Below are 20501 nucleotides of genomic sequence, written 5' to 3'. Positions count from 1 at the left end.
CATTACCGTATTCGTTCGTGCTGGTGCTGCTGCCTCCCTCCGAAACCAAGTCCGATGGCGGCGCGGGGGCGCCGCTCACCCTGGACTCCTTGGCGATGCCGCAGCTCACAGCTGTGCGCGCACGGCTGATCGAGGAAGTGGTGCGGTTGGCGGCCGACCCGGAAGGCTCACGGAGCGCGCTCGGGCTCGGCAAGGGGGCCGACGGCGAGATCGCGCGCAACGCCACGCTGCGCACCTCGCCGACCCGTCCCGCGCTGGAGCGCTACACCGGCGTCCTCTACGACGCGCTCGACGCGCGCTCGTTCACCAAGGCGCAGCGTGCGAAGGCGCATGCCCGGCTCGGCATCGGCTCCGCCCTGTTCGGCGCGGTCCGCGCCGGCGACCCGATTCCCGCCTACCGGCTCTCCGGCGGCTCGAAACTGCCCGGCTTGCCGACCCTCTCGGCCGTCTGGCGCGACGAACTGGCCACCGCGCTGCTCGCCGAGGCCGCGGGCGAACTCGTGGTCGACCTGCGCTCGGGCACCTACCAGCAGCTGGGGCGGGTGCCCGGCGCGATCACCGCCAACGTGCTCACCGAGCACGCGGACGGGTCACGCACGGTGGTGAGTCATTTCAACAAGCACCACAAGGGCCTGCTCGCGCGCGCCCTGGTGCTCACCAGGGCCGAACCGGCCGACGTCCGCGGTGTGGCGCGGGTGGCTGCCAAGGCCGGGCTGCGAGCGGAGATCGCGTCCCCCACCGAACTTCTGATCATCACCTGAGTTCGTCCGGCCGTTCGTCGCTCAGCGCGGCGAGCTCGGCCTCGAGGTTGGCCCGTGCCGCCGACTCGTAGCGGCGGCGAGCCGTGGGTGTCCGGAACAGGTACGGCTGCTCGGCCAGCTTCCGCAGCACCGCCGCCCGGCCCGTGCGGAACAGATCGTCCGGGACATGCCGGTATTCCGCTCGCACCGCCCGCGTGTAGGCGGCGTAACCAGATGCTTCGGCGGCGAGGATCGCCAGGTCGGCGTCGCACAACACGTTGCCGTTGTGATCGTCGGCGGCGGTGCGGTGGGTCGCGGTGAGGCGGACCAGCCTGCCGACTTCGCCGACCAGCTCGGGCGTCGCGCCCAGAGCGGGCAGCGTCGTCTCGGCGAGTTCGGCGCTGCGCTCTTCGTTGTCGGCGCGATCGACGGCATAGATCGCGTCGTGGAAGAACGCCGCGTAGCGCACCGCGGCGACGTCGTCCGCGTCCCGCCCGAGTTCATCGATGACAGACAGCATCGCGGCCAGATGGTCCATCGTGTGATACCGCCGATGCGGCTCGCGGTACCGGCCGATCAGATCCGAACCCACCGCGCCGGACTGCTCCCCCGCCAACTCGATCCAGCGAGCCTGCAAACGTTCCTCCACCGTCATCGGCACAGTCTCACGGAATCGCACGCGCGCGACAATGGCGCGGCGACCGGGATCACCCTTGGCACGCCCCACCGTCAGATCGCGAATCAGCAGCTCGGTGCGCCGAATTCCGCGCCGGAACAACGGGAAGGGTGTATGCCGGACAGTGGACGGTCAGGCGGCGTTCTTGCCATGTCACGACCGTATGCGGTGGGTCCCGTAGCACCGCTGATGCTCACCGATCGAAGCGAGGAGACATGCAGACCATCGCGCACTGGCTCGACGGTAAGGATTTCGCGGGTACCAGCGAGACGACGGCGCCGGTGACCAACCCGGCGACCGGCGCGGTGACCGGGCAGGTCGCGCTGGCAGGCGTCGCCGACACCCGAGCGGCGATCGACTCCGCCGCGAAGGCCTTCCCGGCATGGCGGGACACCTCGCTGACCCGGCGCACCCAGATCCTGTTCCGCTTCCGTGAACTGCTGAACGAGCGCAAAGAGGAGCTGGCCCGGCTGATCACCGCCGAACACGGCAAGGTGCTCACCGACGCGATCGGCGAGGTGAGCCGCGGCTTGGAAGTCGTCGAGTTCGCCTGCGGCATACCGCATCTGCTTCAGGGCGGCTACACCGAGAATGCCTCGGCCAAGGTGGACATCTTCTCCATCCGCCAACCGCTCGGCCCGGTCGCGATCATCTCCCCGTTCAACTTCCCCGCGATGGTGCCGATGTGGTTCTTCCCGATCGCCATCGCCGCGGGGAACACGGTGGTGCTCAAACCGAGCGAGAAGGACCCGTCCGCGTCGCTGTGGCCGGCGCGGCTGTGGGCCGAAGCCGAACTGCCCGCGGGCGTCTTCACAGTGCTGCAAGGCGACAAGGTCGCGGTCGACGAACTGCTGGACAACCCGGGCATCAAGGCCGTCTCGTTCGTCGGCTCGACGCCGATCGCCCGGTACGTCTACCAGCGCGGCACCGCCGCGGGCAAGCGGGTGCAGGCGCTCGGTGGCGCGAAGAACCACATGGTGGTGCTGCCGGACGCGGATCTGGACCTGGCCGCCGACGCCGCGGTGAACGCCGGGTTCGGCTCGGCGGGCGAGCGGTGCATGGCGATCAGCGTGGTGGTCGCGGTGGGCGGGGCGGCCGATGGCCTGGTCGGCAGGATCGCCGAGCGGGCAGGCACCATCAGGACCGGCGACGGCGCCCGGGGCGCCGACATGGGTCCACTGGTCACCCGGGCGCACCGCGACCGGGTCGCCGGGTACATCGCGGCGGGCGAATCCGCTGGAGCCACCGTCGTTCTCGACGGCCGAGATGTCCAGGCCGATGGCGCGGCCGAGGGCTTCTGGCTCGGGCCGACGATTCTCGACCATGTCGCCACCGACATGAGCGTCTACACCGACGAGATCTTCGGACCCGTGCTGTCGGTGGTGCGCGTCGACAGCTACGACGACGCGCTGGCGCTGGTCAACGCCAATCCCTACGGCAACGGCACCGCCCTGTTCACCAACGACGGCGGCGCCGCCCGCCGCTTCCACAACGAGGTCGAAGTCGGGATGGTCGGCATCAACGTGCCGATCCCGGTTCCGATGTCGTACTACAGCTTCGGCGGCTGGAAGAACTCGCTGTTCGGTGACGCGCACGCGCACGGCGCCGACGGCGTGCGGTTCTTCACCCGTACCAAGGCGGTCACCACCCGCTGGCTCGATCCGAGCCACGGCGGACTGAATCTCGGCTTCCCGCAGAACAAGTAGGCCGCGCGCGGCTCCGACCGGGAATGCCGGGCCGGGCCGCGTTGTTCAGGCAGAGCGTGACCGCTACCGCAGAGCTTTCCGATGCCCTGAAGAAGTACCTGGACGAAGAGAGGGTGTTCGCCACCGCGGCGACGATCGGCGCCAACGGGCAGCCGCACCTGACCGTGATCTGGCTGAAGCGGGACGGCGACGATCTGCTCTTCTCCACCACCACCGACCGTCAGCAGGGCAAGAACCTCGCGCGCGATCCGCGCATCACCGTGCTGATCAACCCGCCGGACAACCCGTACGTCTACGCGGAGGTCCGGGGCACCGCGACGATCACCCCGGACCCGGACAAGACGCTGCCCGACGAACTCTCGGCGAAGTACACCGGGCGGAAGTATGTGGATTTCAACCCGGCCTCGGTGAACGACGGACCGCGCGTCATCGTGCGCGTGACACCCCGGCGGGTAGCGGGCCGTTTGTAGGCACGACTCACGCCTGCTGGGCTTCGTCCTGCGCGTGCTGGGCCATGGCCAGTTGCTGGGGGGTGAAGCGCAGGGTCAGGGCGACCAGTCCGGCCGCGAACGCGATGAGGGCACAGACGAACAGCACCAGGGTGTAACCATCACCCAGGGCGGCGATCTCCGCGGGTGTCATCCCGGTGACCTTCTCGGTGCGGCCGCCGAGCGACAGCGTGCGGGAGGCGGCGATCGGGGTGAGCAGGCCGATGGCCACGGGCGTGGCGAGGTTCATGAACATCTGCCCGACCGCGGCCAGCGGGCCGATATTCGCCGGCGGCACACCGACCAGCACACACAGCGGGGAGAGCACCATGGCGACACCGACGCCGAAGCCGATCACCACCAGCAGGGGCAGCAGCGTCGCGAAGTACATCACCTCGCCGTCGAGGGTCGAACCGAACAGCAGCCCGACGCCGAGCACCGCGCCCGCGCCCGCGAGCAGCCAGCGCGGCGCGATGTAGAGCGCCGCCTTGGACGCCACCGCGCCGCCGACGCCGATGCCGACGGTGAACGGGATAGCCGCGACACCCGCCTTGAGCGGACCGTATCCGATGACGTTCTGCATGAACTGGGCGACGAAGAAGGTCATCGCGCCCAGCACTCCACCGGCCAGGAAGATCAGCAGGAAGGTGGCCACACGGTCGCGGCTGTCGAACAGCGACCAGGGCAGCAGCGGGTCGTCCACCCGTCGTTCCAGCGCGATGAAGACGATCAGCAGCACAACGCCGGCGATGAGCGAACCGATGATCGCCGGGTGCCCCCAGCCGACCTCCGGCCCCTCGGTCGCGCCGAACACGATCGACGCGCACGCGATGGTGCCCAGCACCGCGCCCGGAATATCCAAGGCCGAGCGGTGGTGTTCGGTGTCGGCCAGCTTGTAGGCCGCGCCGAGGATGATCAGCGCGCCGATCGGGACGTTGATCAGGAAGATCCACCGCCACGACAGCTGGGTCAGCGCGCCGCCGACCACGAGCCCGCCGACGGAGCCGATGCCGACCATCGAGCCGACGATCGCGATCGCCTGGTTACGCGCCTTGCCCGGCGCGAAGGTCGTCGCCACCAGCGCGAACGCGGTGGGCGCCGCGATCGCTGCGCCCGCGCCTTGTAGGGCCCGCGCCGCGAGCAGCATCGCCTGGTTCTGCGCGAGCCCGCACAACAGCGAGGCCAAGGTGAACACCGCGACACCGACAACCAACATGCGCTTGCGGCCGAAAGCATCGCCGAGCCGGCCGCCGAGCAGCATCAGGCCCGCGAAGGTGAGCCCGTAGGAGGTCACCGTCCACGCGCTACCCGCGCTGGACAACCCCATCTCCTCTTGCAGCCGCGGCAGCGCGAAGATCACCACCGTGCCGTCGAGCACGACCATGAGCTGCAATCCGCTCAGGACTAGGATCGCGAGCCCGAAGGCCCGCTGCGTCACTGGATACTGCATCGTCGCAGCGGGGTTCCGAAGCACAGTGAGTCACTGTAATTGATGCCGGGCGCCGCTTCGCCCGCCCACCGATCCGGCCGCACCCGCGACGAGCGCCGGCCCCGGCGATCCGGCGGGTGGGCCTCGTCGCGAATCACCAGCTGCACCGGGTCGAGTGACGGGCCATCGCTGGTACTCCTTCCCATAGACGACGAGGAGCCCTCCTGGGCAACGGGCAATCGCCGCGCAGGCGGTTGGGTCGCTTCCGCGCCCCGGCTCCTCGGAGATACGAACCGAGCTTCCCACCGGTACGGCCATCACCGGAACGAACCCGGCGCGGCAACGATCTGCCGACAGGCGGTTGGCGGCGGCCGACGCGCGCGAGGCGGGCGGCGACTCGGTGGATTCGAATCGCCGCGGTGGCTGGAAGCGCTATCCGGCCGCGGAGCCGGCGTGCGGGACGATCGAGTCGGCGGAGAATCCGGCGGTCGGGCCGATCACCACGATCGCGGGTGGGCGGATGCCTTCGGCGCGCACCCGGGCGGCCACCGTGGCGAGATCGGCGCGCAGCACACGCTGAGTGCGCAGCGTGCCCTCCTGGATGACGGTGGCTGGTGTGCCCGCCGGACGCCCGCCCGCCAGCAGCGCGGTGGCGAACTGTTCGATCCGCTCCACCGCCATCATCAGCACCAGTGTGCCGCGCAGCCGGGCCAGTGCGGGCCAGTCCACCAGCGAATCCGGGTGATCCGGCGCGAGGTGCCCGCTCACCACCACGAACTCGTGGGTGACGCCGCGGTGGGTGACCGGGATCCCCGCGGCGGCGGGCACCGAGATGGGACTGGTGACACCCGGCACCACCGTGACCGGAACCCCGGCGGCCGCACAGGCCTCCAGCTCCTCGTAGCCACGCCCGAACACGTAGGGGTCGCCACCCTTGAGCCGCACCACGAACTTGCCCGCTTTCGCGCCGTCGATCAGCGCGTTGTTGATCGCTTCCTGCGCCATCGCCCGTCCGTACGGAATCTTGGCGGCGTCGACCACCTCGACCTCCGGCCCGAGTTCGGCGAGCAGTTCCGGCGGCGCGAGCCGGTCGGCGACCACCAGATCCGCCCTGGCCAGCAGCCGCCGCCCACGCACGGTGATCAGGTCGGGATCGCCGGGCCCGCCGCCCACCAAAGCGACACCGGGCGCGATCGGCGTCGAGTCGTCGCTCACCACACCGGATTGCAGGGCCTCCAGCAACGCGTTGCGCACGGCCGCCGAGCGCCGGTGCTGCCCGCTCGCCAGCACACCGAGGGTGAGCCCGTCGTAGCGCGCGGTGGCCGGGGTGACCGCGGTGCCCAGCCGGGCGGTGTCGGCGCGGACGCAGAAGATCCGCCGCCGGGTCGCCTCGGCGACCACCGCCGCGTTGGTCTCGGGCTCGTCGGTGCAGGCGATCGCGTACCAGGCGCCGTCGAGGTCGCCGTCGGCGTATTCGCGCAGCGTGACGGTGATCTGCCCGGAGGTCGCCATTCCCTCGACCGCGGGCGTGACCGCGCGACTCACCACATGGACGTCCGCGCCGGAGGCGATCAGCAGGCCGAGTCTGCGCTGCGCCACCGACCCACCGCCGACCACGACGACACGCCGTCCGTGCAGATCGAGCCCGACCAGGTAGTTCGGGTCGCCGGTGGGCTGGTCTTGCGTTGCGTCTGACGTGTTCGGCACAAGTTTCGAGCCTACGGCGTGACCGTTCGGCACCGGCAATCGCCCGGCACGCCCGCCCGCACACGTTCCGCGAGCACGGGCGACGATCACCGCGGGCCGAGCGTCTACCCGCTGGGGCAAGGCCGGTCGAGCGCTCGGCAGTGCGAATGACCAGTGGCGAGCGGGTCGATCAGTCGCGCGTGCGGCGGACAGGTCGGTCGTCGAGGACCAGTGTTCGGTGACATCCCGCGAACGGCCGCCAGACCGGGTCGGTCGACACGGTGCCGGTCCGGACGGCTACTCCGCCACCGACACTGTGACCAGCGGTAACAAGCGTTTCGACAGTCGGCGACGGTAGGTTGCCGGGAAGGCGTCTCACTCGGAAAGGCGGACCGATGAAACGGCTGACACCGGCACGACTGCTGGACGTGGCCTACGACGAGGCGCTACGCGGGCTCGCCGAAGGGGGTATCCCCATCGGCGCCGCCCTCTTCGACGCGGACGGCACGTTGCTCGGGCGCGGACACAATCGCCGGGTACAGTCCGGCGACCCCAGCATGCACGCCGAGACCGACGCCTTCCGCGCCGCGGGACGGCGGCGCGACTATCGCGACACCGTCATGGCCACCACGCTCTCACCGTGCTGGTACTGCAGCGGCCTGATCCGCCAGTTCGGCATCGGGTCGGTGGTGGTCGGGGAATCGCGGACCTTCTCCGGCGGGCACGAGTGGCTCGCCGGGCACGGCGTGGCCGTCACCGTCCTGGAAGACCGGCGCTGCACCGATCTGATGACCCGATTCATCGCCGAGCATCCCGCGCTGTGGCACGAGGACATCGGAGTCGCCGACGATCTCGAGGCATGACCGGGGCCACCCGGCCGGGTAACTCAACGGAAGTACGGATGCTCCTGTACCCAATGGAATCCACGGCTGCGCAACGGGTGGTCGTCGAGCGGAACCGAGGTCAACACGATCGAGACCGGCTGCCCCGCGAGCGTGCCCGTCAAGGTCAGCCGCTCGGGCGCGGGCCGATCGAAGCCGAAACTGCCCAAGGGTTCCGGTCGCGGTGGCGCGAGCACGACCAGGGTGCGCGCCGCGGGATCGACCATGGCGAGCACCGGAACCAACTGGCCGTCCATCCGCTGCACGGTGGCCCCGTCCCGATCGAAGACCAGGCGCTGCCAGCGCAGTTCGTCGGTGGTCAGCGGCGGAAGCGTGGTGCCGTCGACACTGAATTCGCCGACCGCCCAGATGCCGTACAAAGGCGGTTCCGGCCGCCCCGCGCCCTGCTCGGTCCACCTTTCCCAGCCGGAGTACGCATTCGAGAACAGCAGCCACACCCCGAGCGCGATCTGCGCCGCCGCCGCGATCCGCTCGGCTCGCGGCGTGCGCAGCAGTGGCGGCGTGGTCGACGGGCCGGCCGGGCGGTTCAGCACGAGCACGTTCGCCAGCCGCCCGGCCTCCGGGGCGAGCAGCACCAGGCACAGCAGCATCAGGTGGAACGACAGGATCTTCGCGGGTACGTCGTAGGTCATGTCCAGCACGAACACCTGTGTCGTGCACACCAGGCTCAACATCGCGCCGACCAGCGCGGTACGCGGCACGAACAGCAACACGCCGCCGAGCAGTTCGGCGCAGCCGAGCAGGATTTCGTACTGCGGCGATATCCCGATGTGGTTCCAGAGCACCGCCATCGGACTGAAGTTCCCGTAGGGCTCGAGCAAACGGCTCAGCGGTGTCGGCGGCATCTGGGTCGGAATGGCCTTCGCCATCCCGTAGGCGATCATCTGCCCGGCCAGGCACAAGCGCACGAACAGCAGGAACCAGGGCTGCACGGCCCGGTAGTGCGGCCGGTTCCGATCCAGCACGCTCCAGACCAGTGTGCCGAGCACGGCGACCACGAGAACGACGAACACCAGCACCCAGAAGTAGGCCTGGTCGCCACTGATCGAGGCCGTGTTCGCCGCGACGGACGTACCGAACACCCGCGTTCCGGTCTCCTCGACCACCGGGCGCAAGGCACGGGCGACGCCGGAGTTCACCCAGTCCGGCAGCCACTCGCGCGCCAGTCCGAGGAACTCCGGGACGACGGACGGATACACCAGGCAGAACAGTCCGAAATACAGGCAACCGAAGCGGAACGCCACCCGGGTCGCCCCGCGCCAAGGCCTGGTATCGGACCCCTCGGCGTCCGCGGCGTCTGTCCGGTCGAGGATCGCTTCGGTCACGGCGGTCCCTCCAGTTCGTTCGATGCAGACCGAAGGTATCGAAAAGCGCCGTGGCCGTATCGGGTTTCGGCTGGATCACCCGCTGCCGCGAGATCTCGGATCAGCGGAAGTACGGGTATTCCTGCACGAAGTTGAAGCCCCGGCTGCGCAATGGGAAGGAGTTCAGGTCCATCCGGTCGAGCGACAATGTCACCGGCGTTCCGTTCAACTCACCCGTGAGCCGCAACGCGTCGGGGGTGGGCTGGGTGAAGGTCAAGACGCTCGAGCGGTTCGGCGGTGTGTCCCGCGGCGCCTCCGACAGCGCGATGGTGTGCGCGGCCTCGTCGACCACGGCCACGACGGGCACGAACGAATCGTCCATCTTCTGCACCGTCGTGCCACGGCGATCGATGATCAACCTGCGCCAGCGGCCCTCGTCGGTGATCAGCGGCGGCACCGGATGCCCGTCCCTGGTGAACTCGCCGACGGTCCAGATGCCGTACAGCGGAGGTTTCGGCGCGCCGTCGCCCGCCTCGCGCCAGGTTTGCCAGCCGATGTGCACGCCACCGATCAGCACCCAGACTCCCAGCGCCACTTGCAGCGCCGCCGCGATCCGGTTCGCCCGGCGGGAAGCGAACAGCGGGGCCTGTGTGGCCGGCTCGGACGGGCGTTCCAGCACGAGCACATTCGCCAAACGCCCGGCCTGCGGCGCCAGCACGACCAGCGACAGCAGCAGCAAGTGGAACGAAAGGATCTTCACCGGCACGTCGTAGGTCATGTTCAGCACGAAGACCTGCGCCATGCTCACCAGGCTGAGCAGCGCGCCCGCCGTAGCGGTGCGCGGCAGGAACAGCAGCAGACCGCCGAGCACTTCCGCCGTGCCGAGCAGTATCTCGTACACGGGCGCGGCGCCGACCTGGTTCCAGAGCACCGATGCGGGGCTCATCGTCCCGTACGGTTGCAGCAGCGCGGTGAGCGACGGCGCGGGCATCTGCGACGGAATCGCCTTGGCCAGACCGTAGAAGAGCATCTGGCCGCCCAGGCACAGCCGGACGAACAGCACGAACCAGTCGCGCAGGGTGGCGTAGTCCCGGCGGCGACGATCGAGAATCGACCAGACGAGCGTGATCAGCACCGCCGCGACGAGTTCGCAGAAGATCAGCAGCCAGATCGCGGTCTGGTCGCCGCTGCCGGAATCTTCGTGCAAGACCGCGTCCACACCGAAGACGTGGTCGCCGACCCAGCCGACCAGCGGGCTCGTGGCGCGCATCTGCCACATAACGGCGCTCTCCGGCAGCCACTTGCTCAGGATGCCGGTGAATACGAAGAGGATCTGCGCGAACAACACGCAGAACAGACCGCAATAGGCGAAGACGAAGCGGAACGCGATTCGGGCAGGCAGGCTCCAGGGCCGCCGCTCGTCACCGGCCCGCGCCACGCCACTGCCCGGCTCCATCACATCCGTTTCGACGGTATGCACACCGCTCCCCTCGCCGGTCGACACTTCAGCCAGCCGAACGTATCCGACCAGGTCATGGGATGACCTCAGGGAAACCCCCGATTTCCGGGTGGCTCTTTCGGCCTACGTGCGGGCCCCACCACGCACGGCCGGGATTCGTCTTCGGTTCCGGCCCGCCGACAACTAGAACGCGTTACAGTCGCGTATCCCGGCGCACCGCGGGCGGTGCACCTGGGCCGCACGCGTCAGGAGGACACGATGACCGACGATCCGGACCCCGCACAGCGACAGCAATTGACCGTCAGCGAACGCGACCTGGACGCGTTCGCCGGTGACTTGGCGCGCTGGCTGCAGACGAAGGTCGCCGCGAACGATCTGCCGCGAATCTCCGGATTGTCGCGTCCGCAGTCCGGCGGCATGTCCAGCACGTCGATCCTGTTCGACGCCGAGTGGAGCGCCGCCGGTCGGCCGGAGCGCGGGTCGTTCGTCGCGCGGATGGCGCCCGAGGCCGGGTCGTTCCCGGTCTTCGAGACCTACGATTTGGCCACCCAGTACCAGGTGATGGCGGGCGTGGCCGCGGCCACCGACGTGCCGGTGCCGGGGCTGTGTTGGTTGGAGAACGACGAAAAGCCACTCGGCGCACCGTTCTTCGTGATGCGCCGGGTCGACGGGCGGGTGCCGACGGACAACCCGCCGTACGTGTTCGTCGGCTGGCTGTTCGACGCCGACCCCGCCGAACGTCTCCGGCTCACGCACAACACCGTCGAGGTGATCGCCCGGATCCACGGCATCCCCGATCCCGCGGCGCTGTTCCCGATGCTGAGCGGGCCGGGCGAGGCGCTGCGCAGGCACGTCGCCGCACAGCGCTCGTGGTACCGGTGGGGGCTCGCGGACGACGGCTTCGAGATCCCGGTGATCGAGCGGAGTTTCGCGTGGCTGGACGAGCACTGGCCCGCCGACCCCGGTCCGGATGTGCTCAGCTGGGGTGACGCCCGCCCGGGCAATATCATCTACCGCGACTTCGACCCGGTGGCGGTGCTGGACTGGGAGATGGCCGCGCTGGCGCCGCGGGAGCTGGATCTGGGCTGGCTGATCTTCATCCATCGGTTCTTCCAGGATCTGGCCACTCGCTTCGGCCAGCCCGGGCTTCCCGATTTCCTGCGCCGCGACGACGTGGTGTCGAAATACGAAGAGCTGACCGGTCATATGGTGCGCGATCTCGATTTCTACATCGTCTACGCCGCGTTGCGGCACGCGATCGTGATGGCGCGGGTGAAGCGCAGGATGATCCACTTCGGCGAGGACACCGACACGCCGGATCGCGACGACTACGTCATGCACCGGGCAAGCCTGGAGGCGCTGCTCGACGGAACCTACGAATGGGACTGACCATGCCTGTGCCTTTGGACGAGTACCCGATCCACCAGACCCCGCTGTCGCTGGCCCGGGTGGCTTCCAGCGATCGGAATTTCTACGACCGCAGCTATTTCAACGCCCACGACCGCGACGGCGGCACGTTTCTGATCACCGGTTTCGGCGTGTATCCCAACCTCGGGGTGACCGACGCCTACGCCGCCGTCCGCCGCGGCGACGCGGTGCGCGCGGTGCGCTTCTCCGACGCGCTCGGCGACCGGAGCCTCGACCAGCGCGTCGGTGGCTATCGCGTCGAGGTACTGGAGCCGCTGCGGCGCCTCCGGGTGATCTGCGAACACGACGATCTGAGCTTCGACCTCACCTGGACCGGCGCCTTTCCCGCCGTCCAGGAACAGCCGCACCTGATTCTCGCGGGCAACCGGCCGATCATCGACGCGAACCGGTTCGCGCAGGTCGGCTCGTGGGCCGGGACGCTGCACGTGGACGGTGACGACATCAGCGTCGACCCGGCGGTGTGGACCGGGACCAGGGACCGTTCGTGGGGCATCCGCCCGGTCGGCGAGACCGAGCCGCCCGGACGCGCGGCCACCGAGCCCTCGGGCGGGTTCTGGTGGCTGTACGCACCGCTGCGGTTCGAGGACTTCGGCGTCGTGGTCATCGTGCAGGAGGAGCCGGATGGCAGGCGCACGCTCAACGACGCGACCCGGATCTGGCCGGACGGGCGCACCGAGCAGCTGGGCTGGCCCCGCATATCGATCGACTACCGCTCCGGCACAAGACTTCCCGTCGGTGCGCGGCTGGAGCTGACCACGCCGGACGGCAAGCCGCTGGAGATCGAGATCACGGCGGGCACCGGCGTCCCGCTGCACGTCGGCTGCGGCTACGGCGGCGACCCCGACTGGCAGCACGGCCAGTGGAAGGGCCGCGACTGGTCCTCCTCCAGCCGCTACGACCTCACCGATCCGGCGGTCGTCGCCCGGACTCCCTATGGCGTGATCGACCACGTCGCCCGCGCCCGCTGCGGCGACGCCGAAGGATGGGGCCTGTTCGAACACGCCAGCATCGGCCGCCACGATCCCACCGGCTTCGCCGACTGGGGCTCGGTCGCACCCTGAACCCAGCGCCGCCGGCACCGGTCCCCGCGACCAGTTCTCGGAAAAAACCGCGACCCTCTCGGACAGCGGCAACGCTCGTGGCCGAGTCGCGTCCGGTCGACGGTTCTAACGCTCGACCTGCACTGCCGCGAGCACCACGCCACGCACGACGCGCTTCGGCAATATCAGCGGCCCGCCATCGGCGGCGAGCAGCGCCGCGGCTTCGGCGACGCTCGCCGTGCCGACGGCCGCCTGCGTCCGGCTTCCCGGGTTGGGGACGGCGACGGTCGCCAGTTCCGCGGCAGAGTAGGACCGCAGCGGCACCTGGAACTCCGCGGCGACGGCGCGCAGTCCGGGTTCCGCGGAGCGCTGCGTGATGGTGGCCAGGCACGCTATCCGGTAGCCACCCACGCCCTCGCGCAGTGCGGCGCGGATCGTGTCCGCCGATGTGCCCGGCCGCAGTCCGATGCCGACGACGACGTCAGCCGGTGGCACCGGAACCCGCGAATCGCACTGCGGCGTCGACGAATCGCCGCACCGCCGCGGGATTCCCCGCCGGGTGGGTGTGCAGGTACGACGCATGCACATTGCCACTCAGCGCCCCCTCCCGGACGGGCTCTCCCGTGCTTGCCCGCCAGCCCCACGCCGGATTCGGCGGCGCCGACACCAGACGGGTGCGGTGGAACTCGTGCCCCCTGACCCGTTCGCCGACCCGCCACAGCGGCGAGTCGACCAGTGCGACGGCGTCCCGGTATCCGAGTGTCAGGCGCGGTCCGAACGCGGCGTCCGCGTCCACCACCCCGGCCATCGGGTGGCCGTCCAGCGAGCGGGTCAGATACAGCAGCCCGGCGCATTCGGCGTGCACCGGCATTCCGCGCCGAGCGGCTGCGGCCACTGTCCGCAACAGGACGGAGTTGGCGGCCAGCTCTGCGGCGTGTTCCTCGGGGAACCCGCCTGGCAACACCAATGCCGCTGTCCCGGTGGGCAGTTCGTCGTGAAGCGGGTCGAAGACGACCACCTGCGCCCCGGCGGCCACCAGCAGCTCACGATGCTCGGCGTAGCCGAACGTGAATGCCGGGCCACCGGCGACGGCGATCAGCGGACCCTCCCGATCGGCGGCGACACGGGCGGCGATGGCGTTGTGCGCTTTTTCGTCGGCGTGCGGCTCACCGCCGGGCACTGCGGAGCCCCACGAGTCCCGATCACCGCCGACATATGCCGACGCGTCCAGGTCACCGGCTCCACCTCGGAACGGTGCCGCCCCCGCGCCACCGTCTCCACTGCGAGACGGCGCCGCCTCCGGGCCACCGCCGGCTCCACCGGGAGACCGCGCCGCCCTCAGGCCATCGGCTTCGCCCAGGGATGTCGATTCCCACAGGTCACCGGCTCCACCGAAAGCCGTCGAGGTCCCCGCGTGACCGGGTCTATCGCGGAACGGCGACGCGTCCGCGCCACCGTCTGCTCTCGGAGACGTCGAGGCCTTCGAGGCACCGGCTCCACCGAGGGACTTCGTGGCGGATAACTCCCCCGCTCCCTCCGAGCCGCGCACGGCGGCTTCGGGGTCCCACGCGGGACCGGTGACCGACGAACGAGCGAGTGCGGCGATGGCGTGCAGATCCACGTGCGCGGCGACGAGATCCGTCATCGCCGTCACCGCCGCGGTCGCTGCCGAACCGTGTTCGACGGCGGGGATCAGGCCGAGATGCCGGGACGGGACCTCCAGTTCGGCCAGGCGCGGCAACGACCCGAGCACCGGCAACCCGACTCGATCGCAGGCGGCGCGCAGCACCTGATCGTGCCGTTCGCTGCCGACCCGGTTCAGAATCACACCGCCGAGCCGGACGCCGCTGTCGAACGTGGCGAATCCGTGCAGCAGCGCCGCCAGACTCTGGCTGTGCCCGCGCGCGTCCACCACCAGCACCACCGGCGCCCCCAGCAGCGCGGCGACCTGCGCTGTCGACCCCTCGGCCACCGGACCGGAGTGGTCCTCATCGATCCGCCCGTCGAACAACCCCATCACGCCCTCGACCACCGCGAGATCACACCCCGTCGCCCCGTGCCGGAACAGCGGCACGACCCGCTCCACCCCCACCAGCACAGGATCCAAATTCCTCCCCGGCCGCCCCGCCGCCAACCCGTGATACCCCGGATCGATGTAGTCGGGCCCCACCTTGAACGGCGCCACCCGATGCCCCACCCGCCGCAACGCCCCCACCAACCCCGTCGCCACCGTCGTCTTCCCACTCCCAGACGCCGGCGCCGCCACCACCACCGCCCTCATCGCCGCCCCCGCAGCGCGAGTGGCACACCACCGTGCGGAGCTCTCGCGGTTCGCCGCAGCCATGTGCCACTCGCGGCGATCACCATTCGATGCCTCGTTGGCCTTTGCGGCCTGCGTCCATGGGGTGTTTGAGTTTGGTCATTTCGGTGACCAGGTCGGCGGCTTCCAGGAGGGGCGGGGGGGCGTCGCGGCCGGTGATGACGACGTGCTGGTTGCCAGGGCGGTGGTGGAGGGTGTCGATGACTTCCGCCAGGTCTACCCAGCCCCATTTCAGGGGGTAGGTGAACTCGTCGAGGACGTAGAAGCGGTGCTGTTCGGCCCGCAGGCGGCGGGCGATCTCGTGCCAACCGGCCAGCGCGGCCGCGGCGTGGTCCTGCTCGGTGCCCTGTTTGCGGGTCCATGACCAGCCCTCGCCCATCTTGTGCCACTCGACCGCCCCACCCACGCCGGTCTGCTCGTGCAGTGTGCCGAGGGCACGGAAGGCTGCTTCTTCCCCCACCTTCCACTTGGCGCTTTTGACGAACTGGAACACCGCGACGTCGAAACCTTGGTTCCACGCCCGCAGCGCCATCCCGAACGCGGCCGTCGACTTCCCTTTGCCCGGACCGGTATGCACCGCGAGCACCGGCTGATTACGCCGCTGCCGCGTGGTCAGCCCGTCGTCGGGAACGGTCTCCGGAACACCCTTGGGCATCGAATCTCCTTGCTCGTCCTCGGATCACTCCGAACCTGTGCACCGCGTTCAGACCGGGAGCCACGAGAATCGCCGCGCAACCCGCCGGCACACCGGAGGGCGGGCCGGCGACTCCCACCTTCGCCGACGGAGCGGTCGGGCAGCCGCCACCGGACCGTTCGAACGTCGTGCTCACGCCGCTCGCACCGAAGTACCGCTTCCGGAACCCGCGCGGACGACGTCCGCGACCGACTCGCCGGTCAGCTCCGCCAGCCTCAGGTAGCCTCCGCGCAGGTCGCGGGCCAGATCCGCGGCAAGGCCGAGGCGGATCATGCCGCGTTCGCAGTCGACCACGATCGAGGTGACCGCGTCCCTGGCGAGCAAGCCCGCGGCGGTGCGGGCGCGAGGAACCGGATCGATCCCACCCGTCGCGCGACCGTCGGTCAGCAGCACCAGCATCGGCCTGCGGCGTGGATCGCGCACCCGCTCGCGCAGCACCACTTCCCTGGCCTTCAGCAGACCCGCGGCCAACGGCGTCTTCCCGCCCGTGCGCATCCCGGACAACCGGCGCACCGCGATGTCGACCGACGAGGTGGGCGGCAGCACGAGTTCGGCCTCCGCGCCGCGCACGCTGACAACGGCGACCTTGTCGCGGCGCTGATAGGCGTCCCGCAGCAGGGTGACCACCGCGCCGGTGACGGCGGACAGCCGGTCGCGGGCGGCCATGGAACCGGAGGCGTCTACTACGAAGACGACCAGATTCCCTTCGCGCCCTTCTCGATAGGCGCCACGTAGGTCGTCGGCGGCCAGCCGCAACGGCCCGTCGCCACGGCCGCGGGAACGCTGATGCGGGGCGGCCGCGAAGACGGTACCGAGCAGATGCAGGCCCGAGGAGGTGTCGGTACTCGGGCGCACCACTCGGCCGTGCCGCGATTCCGCGCGGGAGCGCCGTCCCGGAGCGCCCTCACCGACGCCGGGCACCTCCCAGCGCGGCGTCCGCGAACCGGTGGGAACCGGTGCGCCACCATGTCCTTCACGCGATTGCCCGCCGCCCGGACCGTCGGGCGGCGACGGGTCCTCGGGGCCACTGTCCGAGTCGTCGCCGGAAGCGCCGCCCGGTTCCCCGGCATCCCGGGGCATGCCGTCCTGCTCGGGCGCACCGCTCGGCGTGGACGTTTCCTCCTCGCGTTGCGCCTCCGCGGCCGCGTCGCGCATGGCGTCGTCGAGCTGTTGCTCACTGATGCCGGGCTCGTCGAACGGATCGCGCCTGCGCCGGTGCGGCAGCGCCAGTTCGGCGGCCACCCGCACGTCGTCCTCGGTCACCGCGCCGGCGCCGCGCCAGGCGGCATGCGCGGTCGCGGTGCGCGCGACGACCAGATCGGCACGCATCCCGTCCACGTCGAACGCGGCGCACAACGTGGCGATCCGGCGCAGCTCCACGTCATCGAGCGCCACCTGCCCCAGCCGGTCGCGGGCGGCCAGGATCTGCTCGGCCACCTCGTGGTCCGCCGCGGCGTAGCGGGCGGCGAATCCGGCCGGATCGGCCTCGTAATCCAGCCTGCGGCGCACCACCGCCATGCGCACGTCCACGTCCCGGGAAGCCGCCACGTCCACGGTCAAGCCGAACCGGTCCAGCAGTTGCGGACGCAGTTCGCCCTCCTCCGGATTCATGGTGCCGACCAGCACGAAACGCGCCGGATGCGAGTGCGAGACGCCGTCGCGCTCGATGTGCACCCGGCCCATCGCCGCGGCGTCCAGCAGCACGTCCACCAGATGGTCGTGCAGCAGGTTGACCTCGTCGACGTACAGCACTCCGTGATGAGCGGCGGCCAGCAGGCCGGGGCGGAACGCCTGCTCCCCGTCGCGCAGCACGCGCTCCAGGTCCAGCGAGCCGACCACGCGGTCCTCGGTCGCGCCCACCGGCAGTTCCACCAAGCGGGCCGGCCGCGCGCCGGTCTCGTCCACCACCGGCGGCAGCAGCTGCGCCAGCGCGCGCACCACGGTCGACTTCGCGGTGCCCTTCTCGCCGCGCACCAGGACGCCGCCGATGCCGGGATGCACCGCGCAGAGGATCAGCGCCAGCTGCAGCCGTTCCTGCCCGACCACCGCCGAGAAGGGAAACCCCGCTTCACCGTCCGCACCCGAAATCGTTCGGCTGCGCTGGTCGGACGTCGGCACTGTTTCGGCATGGGACACGGACACGCCCCAACTCTAAGCGCGGCGCCTTGCCTGCCCCACAGTGCCCTTCGATTCAGAACCGATGCGTCAGCGCCCCGAATGGGCACCCCACCGCCCGAAGTCCCGGTTTCGAGCGAAGCGACACCGAGCATGCGCCGTTCGCGGGCCCGGCTCGCGTCCGAGTGGCCGCGTACGCGACGAAGGAGCGAGCGGTGGCCACTCGGACGCGAACCCCAGAATCAACCTCTGCGCATCGGCACGTGCGCGATGCCGTCTTCCTCGAATTCCGGCCCGTCGACCTTGAAGCCGTGCTTGGTGTACAGGTCGATCAGGTAGCTCTGGGCGCTCAGGCGAACCGTCGCCGAACCGACCTCGGCCAGCGCCGCCTGCAGCAGTCGAGTGGTGTAGCCGTGCCCGCGGGCGGGCGCCGCCGTGCAGAGCCTGCCGATGCGGAAACTCTTCACACCGTCGTCGTGCTCCTCGCACAACCGCAGCGTGGCGATGACTTCGCCCTCGTCATCGAGCCAGAAGTGCCGGGTCTCGGGGAGGAGGTCCTTCCCGTCCAGTTCGGGGTACGCGCACTTCTGCTCGACGACGAACACTTCGACGCGAAGTTTCAACAGCTGGTAGAGCGTCGGGGTATCGAGATCCTGCGCCCAGGAGCGTTTGAGAGCAACCGTTGACATCATCGCGCCTTGCTATCACAACCTAGGCGTTCGCCGCGACCCCCGCATGCCTCGGCGTGTTGTCGCCGCCGTCGAGGAGGTTCAGCGTCTTGGAGGTCCAATCCCACACTTCGTGGAACAGCGCCGGGTCCTCGGACAGCTTGATGCCCAGCGAGGGCACCATTTCCTTCAGCTTCGGCGTCCACGCGGCGTACTCCTGCGGGAAGCACCGCTGCAGGACGTCCAGCATGGCGGTGACGCAGGTGGACGCGCCCGGGGAAGCGCCGAGCAGCCCAGCGATGGTGCCGTCCTGCGCGGAGATCACGGCGGTGCCGAATTCGAGCACGCCGCCCGCGCCCTTGCGGCGGATGACCTGCACGCGCTGGCCCGCGGTGATCAGCTCCCAGTCCTTGGCCTCGGCGCGCGGGATGAACTCCGACAGCGTGATCACCTTGCCCGCTTCGGACTTCAACAGCTCGCTGACCAGGTATTTGGTCAGACCGAGCTCGGTGACGCCGACGCCGAGCAGCGAGAAGATGTTGTTCGGCCGCACCGACTTGAACAGGTCGGTGTTCTTTCCGTCCTTGAGGAACTTCGGCGTCCAGCCCGCGTACGGGCCGAACAGCAGGCCCGGCCTGCCCTTGATCACACGGGTGTCCAGATGGGGCACCGACATCGGCGGAGCGCCGACCGCGGCCTTGCCGTACACCTTGGCCTCGTGCTGGTTGATCAGCGCCGGGTTGACGCAGCGGAAGAATTGACCGCTGACCGGGAACCCGCCGAATCCCTTCGCCTCTTTGATGTTCGCCTTCTGCAGCAGCGGCAGCGCGCCGCCGCCCGCACCGACGAAGACGAATTTGCTGATCAGCGTGCGCGTCTCGCGGGTGCGCACGTTGCGCACGGTGACCAGCCAGGATCCGTCGGACTGCTTGGACAGGTCGCGCACCTCGTGCCCGAAGGCCAGGTCCGCACCGGAGGACCCGAGGTAGGCGAGCAGTTCCTGAGTGAGTGAGCCGAAGTCGATGTCGGTGCCGCCGTCGGTCCAGTTCAGCGCGATCGGGTCGGAGAAGTCCCGCCCGCGCGCCATCAACGGCAACCGCCGGGTGAACTCGTCGGGGCTGTCGATGAACTCCATGCCCTCGAACAGCGGGTGCGGCGCCAGCGCTTCGTACCGCTTGCGCAGGTAATCCACGTTGTCGGCACCGTGCACGAAGCTGACGTGCGGGATCGGGTTGATGAAGGTGGACGGATCGCGAAGGACTCCGTTCTCCACGCCGTAGGACCAGAACTGGCGGGAGACCTGGAAACGCTCGTTGATGTCCACGGCCTTGGTGATGTCCACCGAGCCGTCGGGTAGCTGCGGGCTGTAGTTCAGCTCGCAGAGCGCGGAGTGTCCGGTACCCGCGTTGTTCCACGGATCGCTGCTCTCAGCCGCGGCGGCGTCGAGCCGCTCGAACAGGGAGATCGACCAGTCCGGCTGCAGCTGCCGCAGCAGCGCGCCGAGAGTGGCACTCATGATGCCGGCACCGATGAGTACTACATCGGTCTTTTCAGTCATGGCAGCGTTCGGCACGGGTAGATCGACTTCCTTGTCCTTCTGCGCGGGCCCACCGGGCGGGTGGACCTGCCTGGGCACGGTGTGGTTGTGGCTCGGTTCCGGCGTCCGCCGGTCCCGAACGGCGTAGCGGGAGTCAGGTTACCCGCCGTTCACCTAAGCCCAATTGTGCACCTCACCACGCCGCCTTCCCGCAACGAGCCTGCGGAATGTGCGGAATGCGACAGAGATCGTCGTCACTTCGGCGGCGAACCGACCACCATGGTCTGTCGGCGCGTGACGGTGTCCAAT

17 protein-coding genes are annotated in these 20501 nt (G+C 69.7%); 6 read left to right on the top strand and 11 right to left on the bottom strand.

The window, feature by feature from the left end:
• Positions 1-17 precede the first annotated feature (17 nt).
• Positions 18-761, top strand: a complete 744-nt coding sequence (gene yaaA / locus ACFU5M_RS11730; RefSeq protein WP_379047805.1) for a peroxide stress protein YaaA — start codon at positions 18-20, stop codon at positions 759-761.
• Here the strand turns inward: yaaA and ACFU5M_RS11725 are convergent.
• Positions 754-1395, bottom strand: a complete 642-nt coding sequence (locus tag ACFU5M_RS11725) for a metal-dependent phosphohydrolase (protein WP_379047766.1) — start codon at positions 1393-1395, stop codon at positions 754-756. The genes yaaA and ACFU5M_RS11725 overlap by 8 nt on opposite strands.
• Before the next feature lie 236 nt (positions 1396-1631).
• Between ACFU5M_RS11725 and ACFU5M_RS11720 the strand changes: the two genes are divergently transcribed.
• A complete protein-coding gene (locus ACFU5M_RS11720) occupies positions 1632-3122 on the top strand; it encodes a CoA-acylating methylmalonate-semialdehyde dehydrogenase (protein WP_379047763.1) in 1491 nt (496 codons plus the stop codon).
• A 56-nt stretch (positions 3123-3178) separates the two neighbouring features.
• Positions 3179-3592: a PPOX class F420-dependent oxidoreductase gene (locus ACFU5M_RS11715; RefSeq protein ID WP_379047760.1), complete on the top strand. Its 414-nt coding sequence runs from the start codon at positions 3179-3181 to the stop codon at positions 3590-3592.
• Between the two features lie 7 nt (positions 3593-3599).
• Here ACFU5M_RS11715 and ACFU5M_RS11710 read toward each other — a convergent pair whose 3' ends face one another.
• Both ACFU5M_RS11710 and cobA read right to left on the bottom strand, forming a co-directional pair.
• Positions 3600-5060, bottom strand: coding sequence for an MFS transporter (locus tag ACFU5M_RS11710; RefSeq protein WP_379047757.1), 1461 nt, complete (start codon positions 5058-5060; stop codon positions 3600-3602).
• A 411-nt stretch (positions 5061-5471) separates the two neighbouring features.
• Complete coding sequence (gene cobA, locus ACFU5M_RS11705; RefSeq protein ID WP_379047754.1) at positions 5472-6746, bottom strand: uroporphyrinogen-III C-methyltransferase; 1275 nt, start codon at positions 6744-6746, stop codon at positions 5472-5474.
• A gap of 398 nt (positions 6747-7144) precedes the next feature.
• On the opposite strand from cobA, the gene ACFU5M_RS11700 reads away from it, so the two are divergent.
• Positions 7145-7588, top strand: coding sequence for a nucleoside deaminase (locus ACFU5M_RS11700; protein WP_379047803.1), 444 nt, complete (start codon positions 7145-7147; stop codon positions 7586-7588).
• Positions 7589-7611: 23 nt separating this feature from the next.
• Here ACFU5M_RS11700 and ACFU5M_RS11695 read toward each other — a convergent pair whose 3' ends face one another.
• Together ACFU5M_RS11695 and ACFU5M_RS11690 are read right to left on the bottom strand one after the other, a co-directional pair.
• Complete coding sequence (locus tag ACFU5M_RS11695) at positions 7612-8952, bottom strand: DoxX family protein (RefSeq protein WP_379047751.1); 1341 nt, start codon at positions 8950-8952, stop codon at positions 7612-7614.
• A 100-nt stretch (positions 8953-9052) separates the two neighbouring features.
• Positions 9053-10411 (bottom strand): DoxX family protein, encoded by a 1359-nt coding sequence (locus tag ACFU5M_RS11690; protein WP_379047748.1) that lies wholly within the window; start codon positions 10409-10411, stop codon positions 9053-9055.
• Between the two features lie 237 nt (positions 10412-10648).
• On the opposite strand from ACFU5M_RS11690, the gene ACFU5M_RS11685 reads away from it, so the two are divergent.
• Both ACFU5M_RS11685 and ACFU5M_RS11680 read left to right on the top strand, forming a co-directional pair.
• A complete protein-coding gene (locus tag ACFU5M_RS11685; RefSeq protein WP_379047742.1) occupies positions 10649-11779 on the top strand; it encodes a phosphotransferase family protein in 1131 nt (376 codons plus the stop codon).
• Between the two features lie 2 nt (positions 11780-11781).
• Complete coding sequence (locus ACFU5M_RS11680; protein WP_379047739.1) at positions 11782-12879, top strand: hypothetical protein; 1098 nt, start codon at positions 11782-11784, stop codon at positions 12877-12879.
• Positions 12880-12984: 105 nt separating this feature from the next.
• Here the strand turns inward: ACFU5M_RS11680 and ACFU5M_RS11675 are convergent, their stop codons facing one another.
• The 6 genes from ACFU5M_RS11675 to mqo all read right to left on the bottom strand — a co-directional run bounded on the left by ACFU5M_RS11675 (position 12985) and on the right by mqo (position 20213).
• A complete protein-coding gene (locus tag ACFU5M_RS11675; protein ID WP_379047736.1) occupies positions 12985-13353 on the bottom strand; it encodes a cobalamin biosynthesis protein in 369 nt (122 codons plus the stop codon).
• Positions 13340-15088, bottom strand: a complete 1749-nt coding sequence (locus tag ACFU5M_RS11670) for a cobyrinate a,c-diamide synthase (protein WP_379047733.1) — start codon at positions 15086-15088, stop codon at positions 13340-13342. Before ACFU5M_RS11670 ends, ACFU5M_RS11675 begins: the two co-directional genes overlap by 14 nt.
• A gap of 130 nt (positions 15089-15218) precedes the next feature.
• Positions 15219-15833, bottom strand: a complete 615-nt coding sequence (gene cobO, locus ACFU5M_RS11665; protein WP_379047730.1) for a cob(I)yrinic acid a,c-diamide adenosyltransferase — start codon at positions 15831-15833, stop codon at positions 15219-15221.
• Positions 15834-16004: 171 nt separating this feature from the next.
• Positions 16005-17990 carry a magnesium chelatase subunit D family protein gene (locus ACFU5M_RS11660; RefSeq protein WP_379047800.1) on the bottom strand — a complete coding sequence of 662 codons (1986 nt, stop codon included), beginning with the start codon at positions 17988-17990 and terminating at the stop codon, positions 16005-16007.
• A 239-nt stretch (positions 17991-18229) separates the two neighbouring features.
• Positions 18230-18679, bottom strand: coding sequence for a GNAT family N-acetyltransferase (locus ACFU5M_RS11655; RefSeq protein WP_379047727.1), 450 nt, complete (start codon positions 18677-18679; stop codon positions 18230-18232).
• A gap of 19 nt (positions 18680-18698) precedes the next feature.
• Positions 18699-20213: a malate dehydrogenase (quinone) gene (mqo, locus tag ACFU5M_RS11650; protein WP_379047797.1), complete on the bottom strand. Its 1515-nt coding sequence runs from the start codon at positions 20211-20213 to the stop codon at positions 18699-18701.
• Positions 20214-20501: the final 288 nt, after the last annotated feature.

Origin of the sequence: Nocardia sp. NPDC057455 (assembly GCF_042802775.1) — a bacterium.
In the GTDB taxonomy this organism is placed as follows: Bacteria; Actinomycetota; Actinomycetes; order Mycobacteriales; family Mycobacteriaceae; genus Nocardia.
This window is presented reverse-complemented; position numbering and strand designations above follow the sequence as displayed.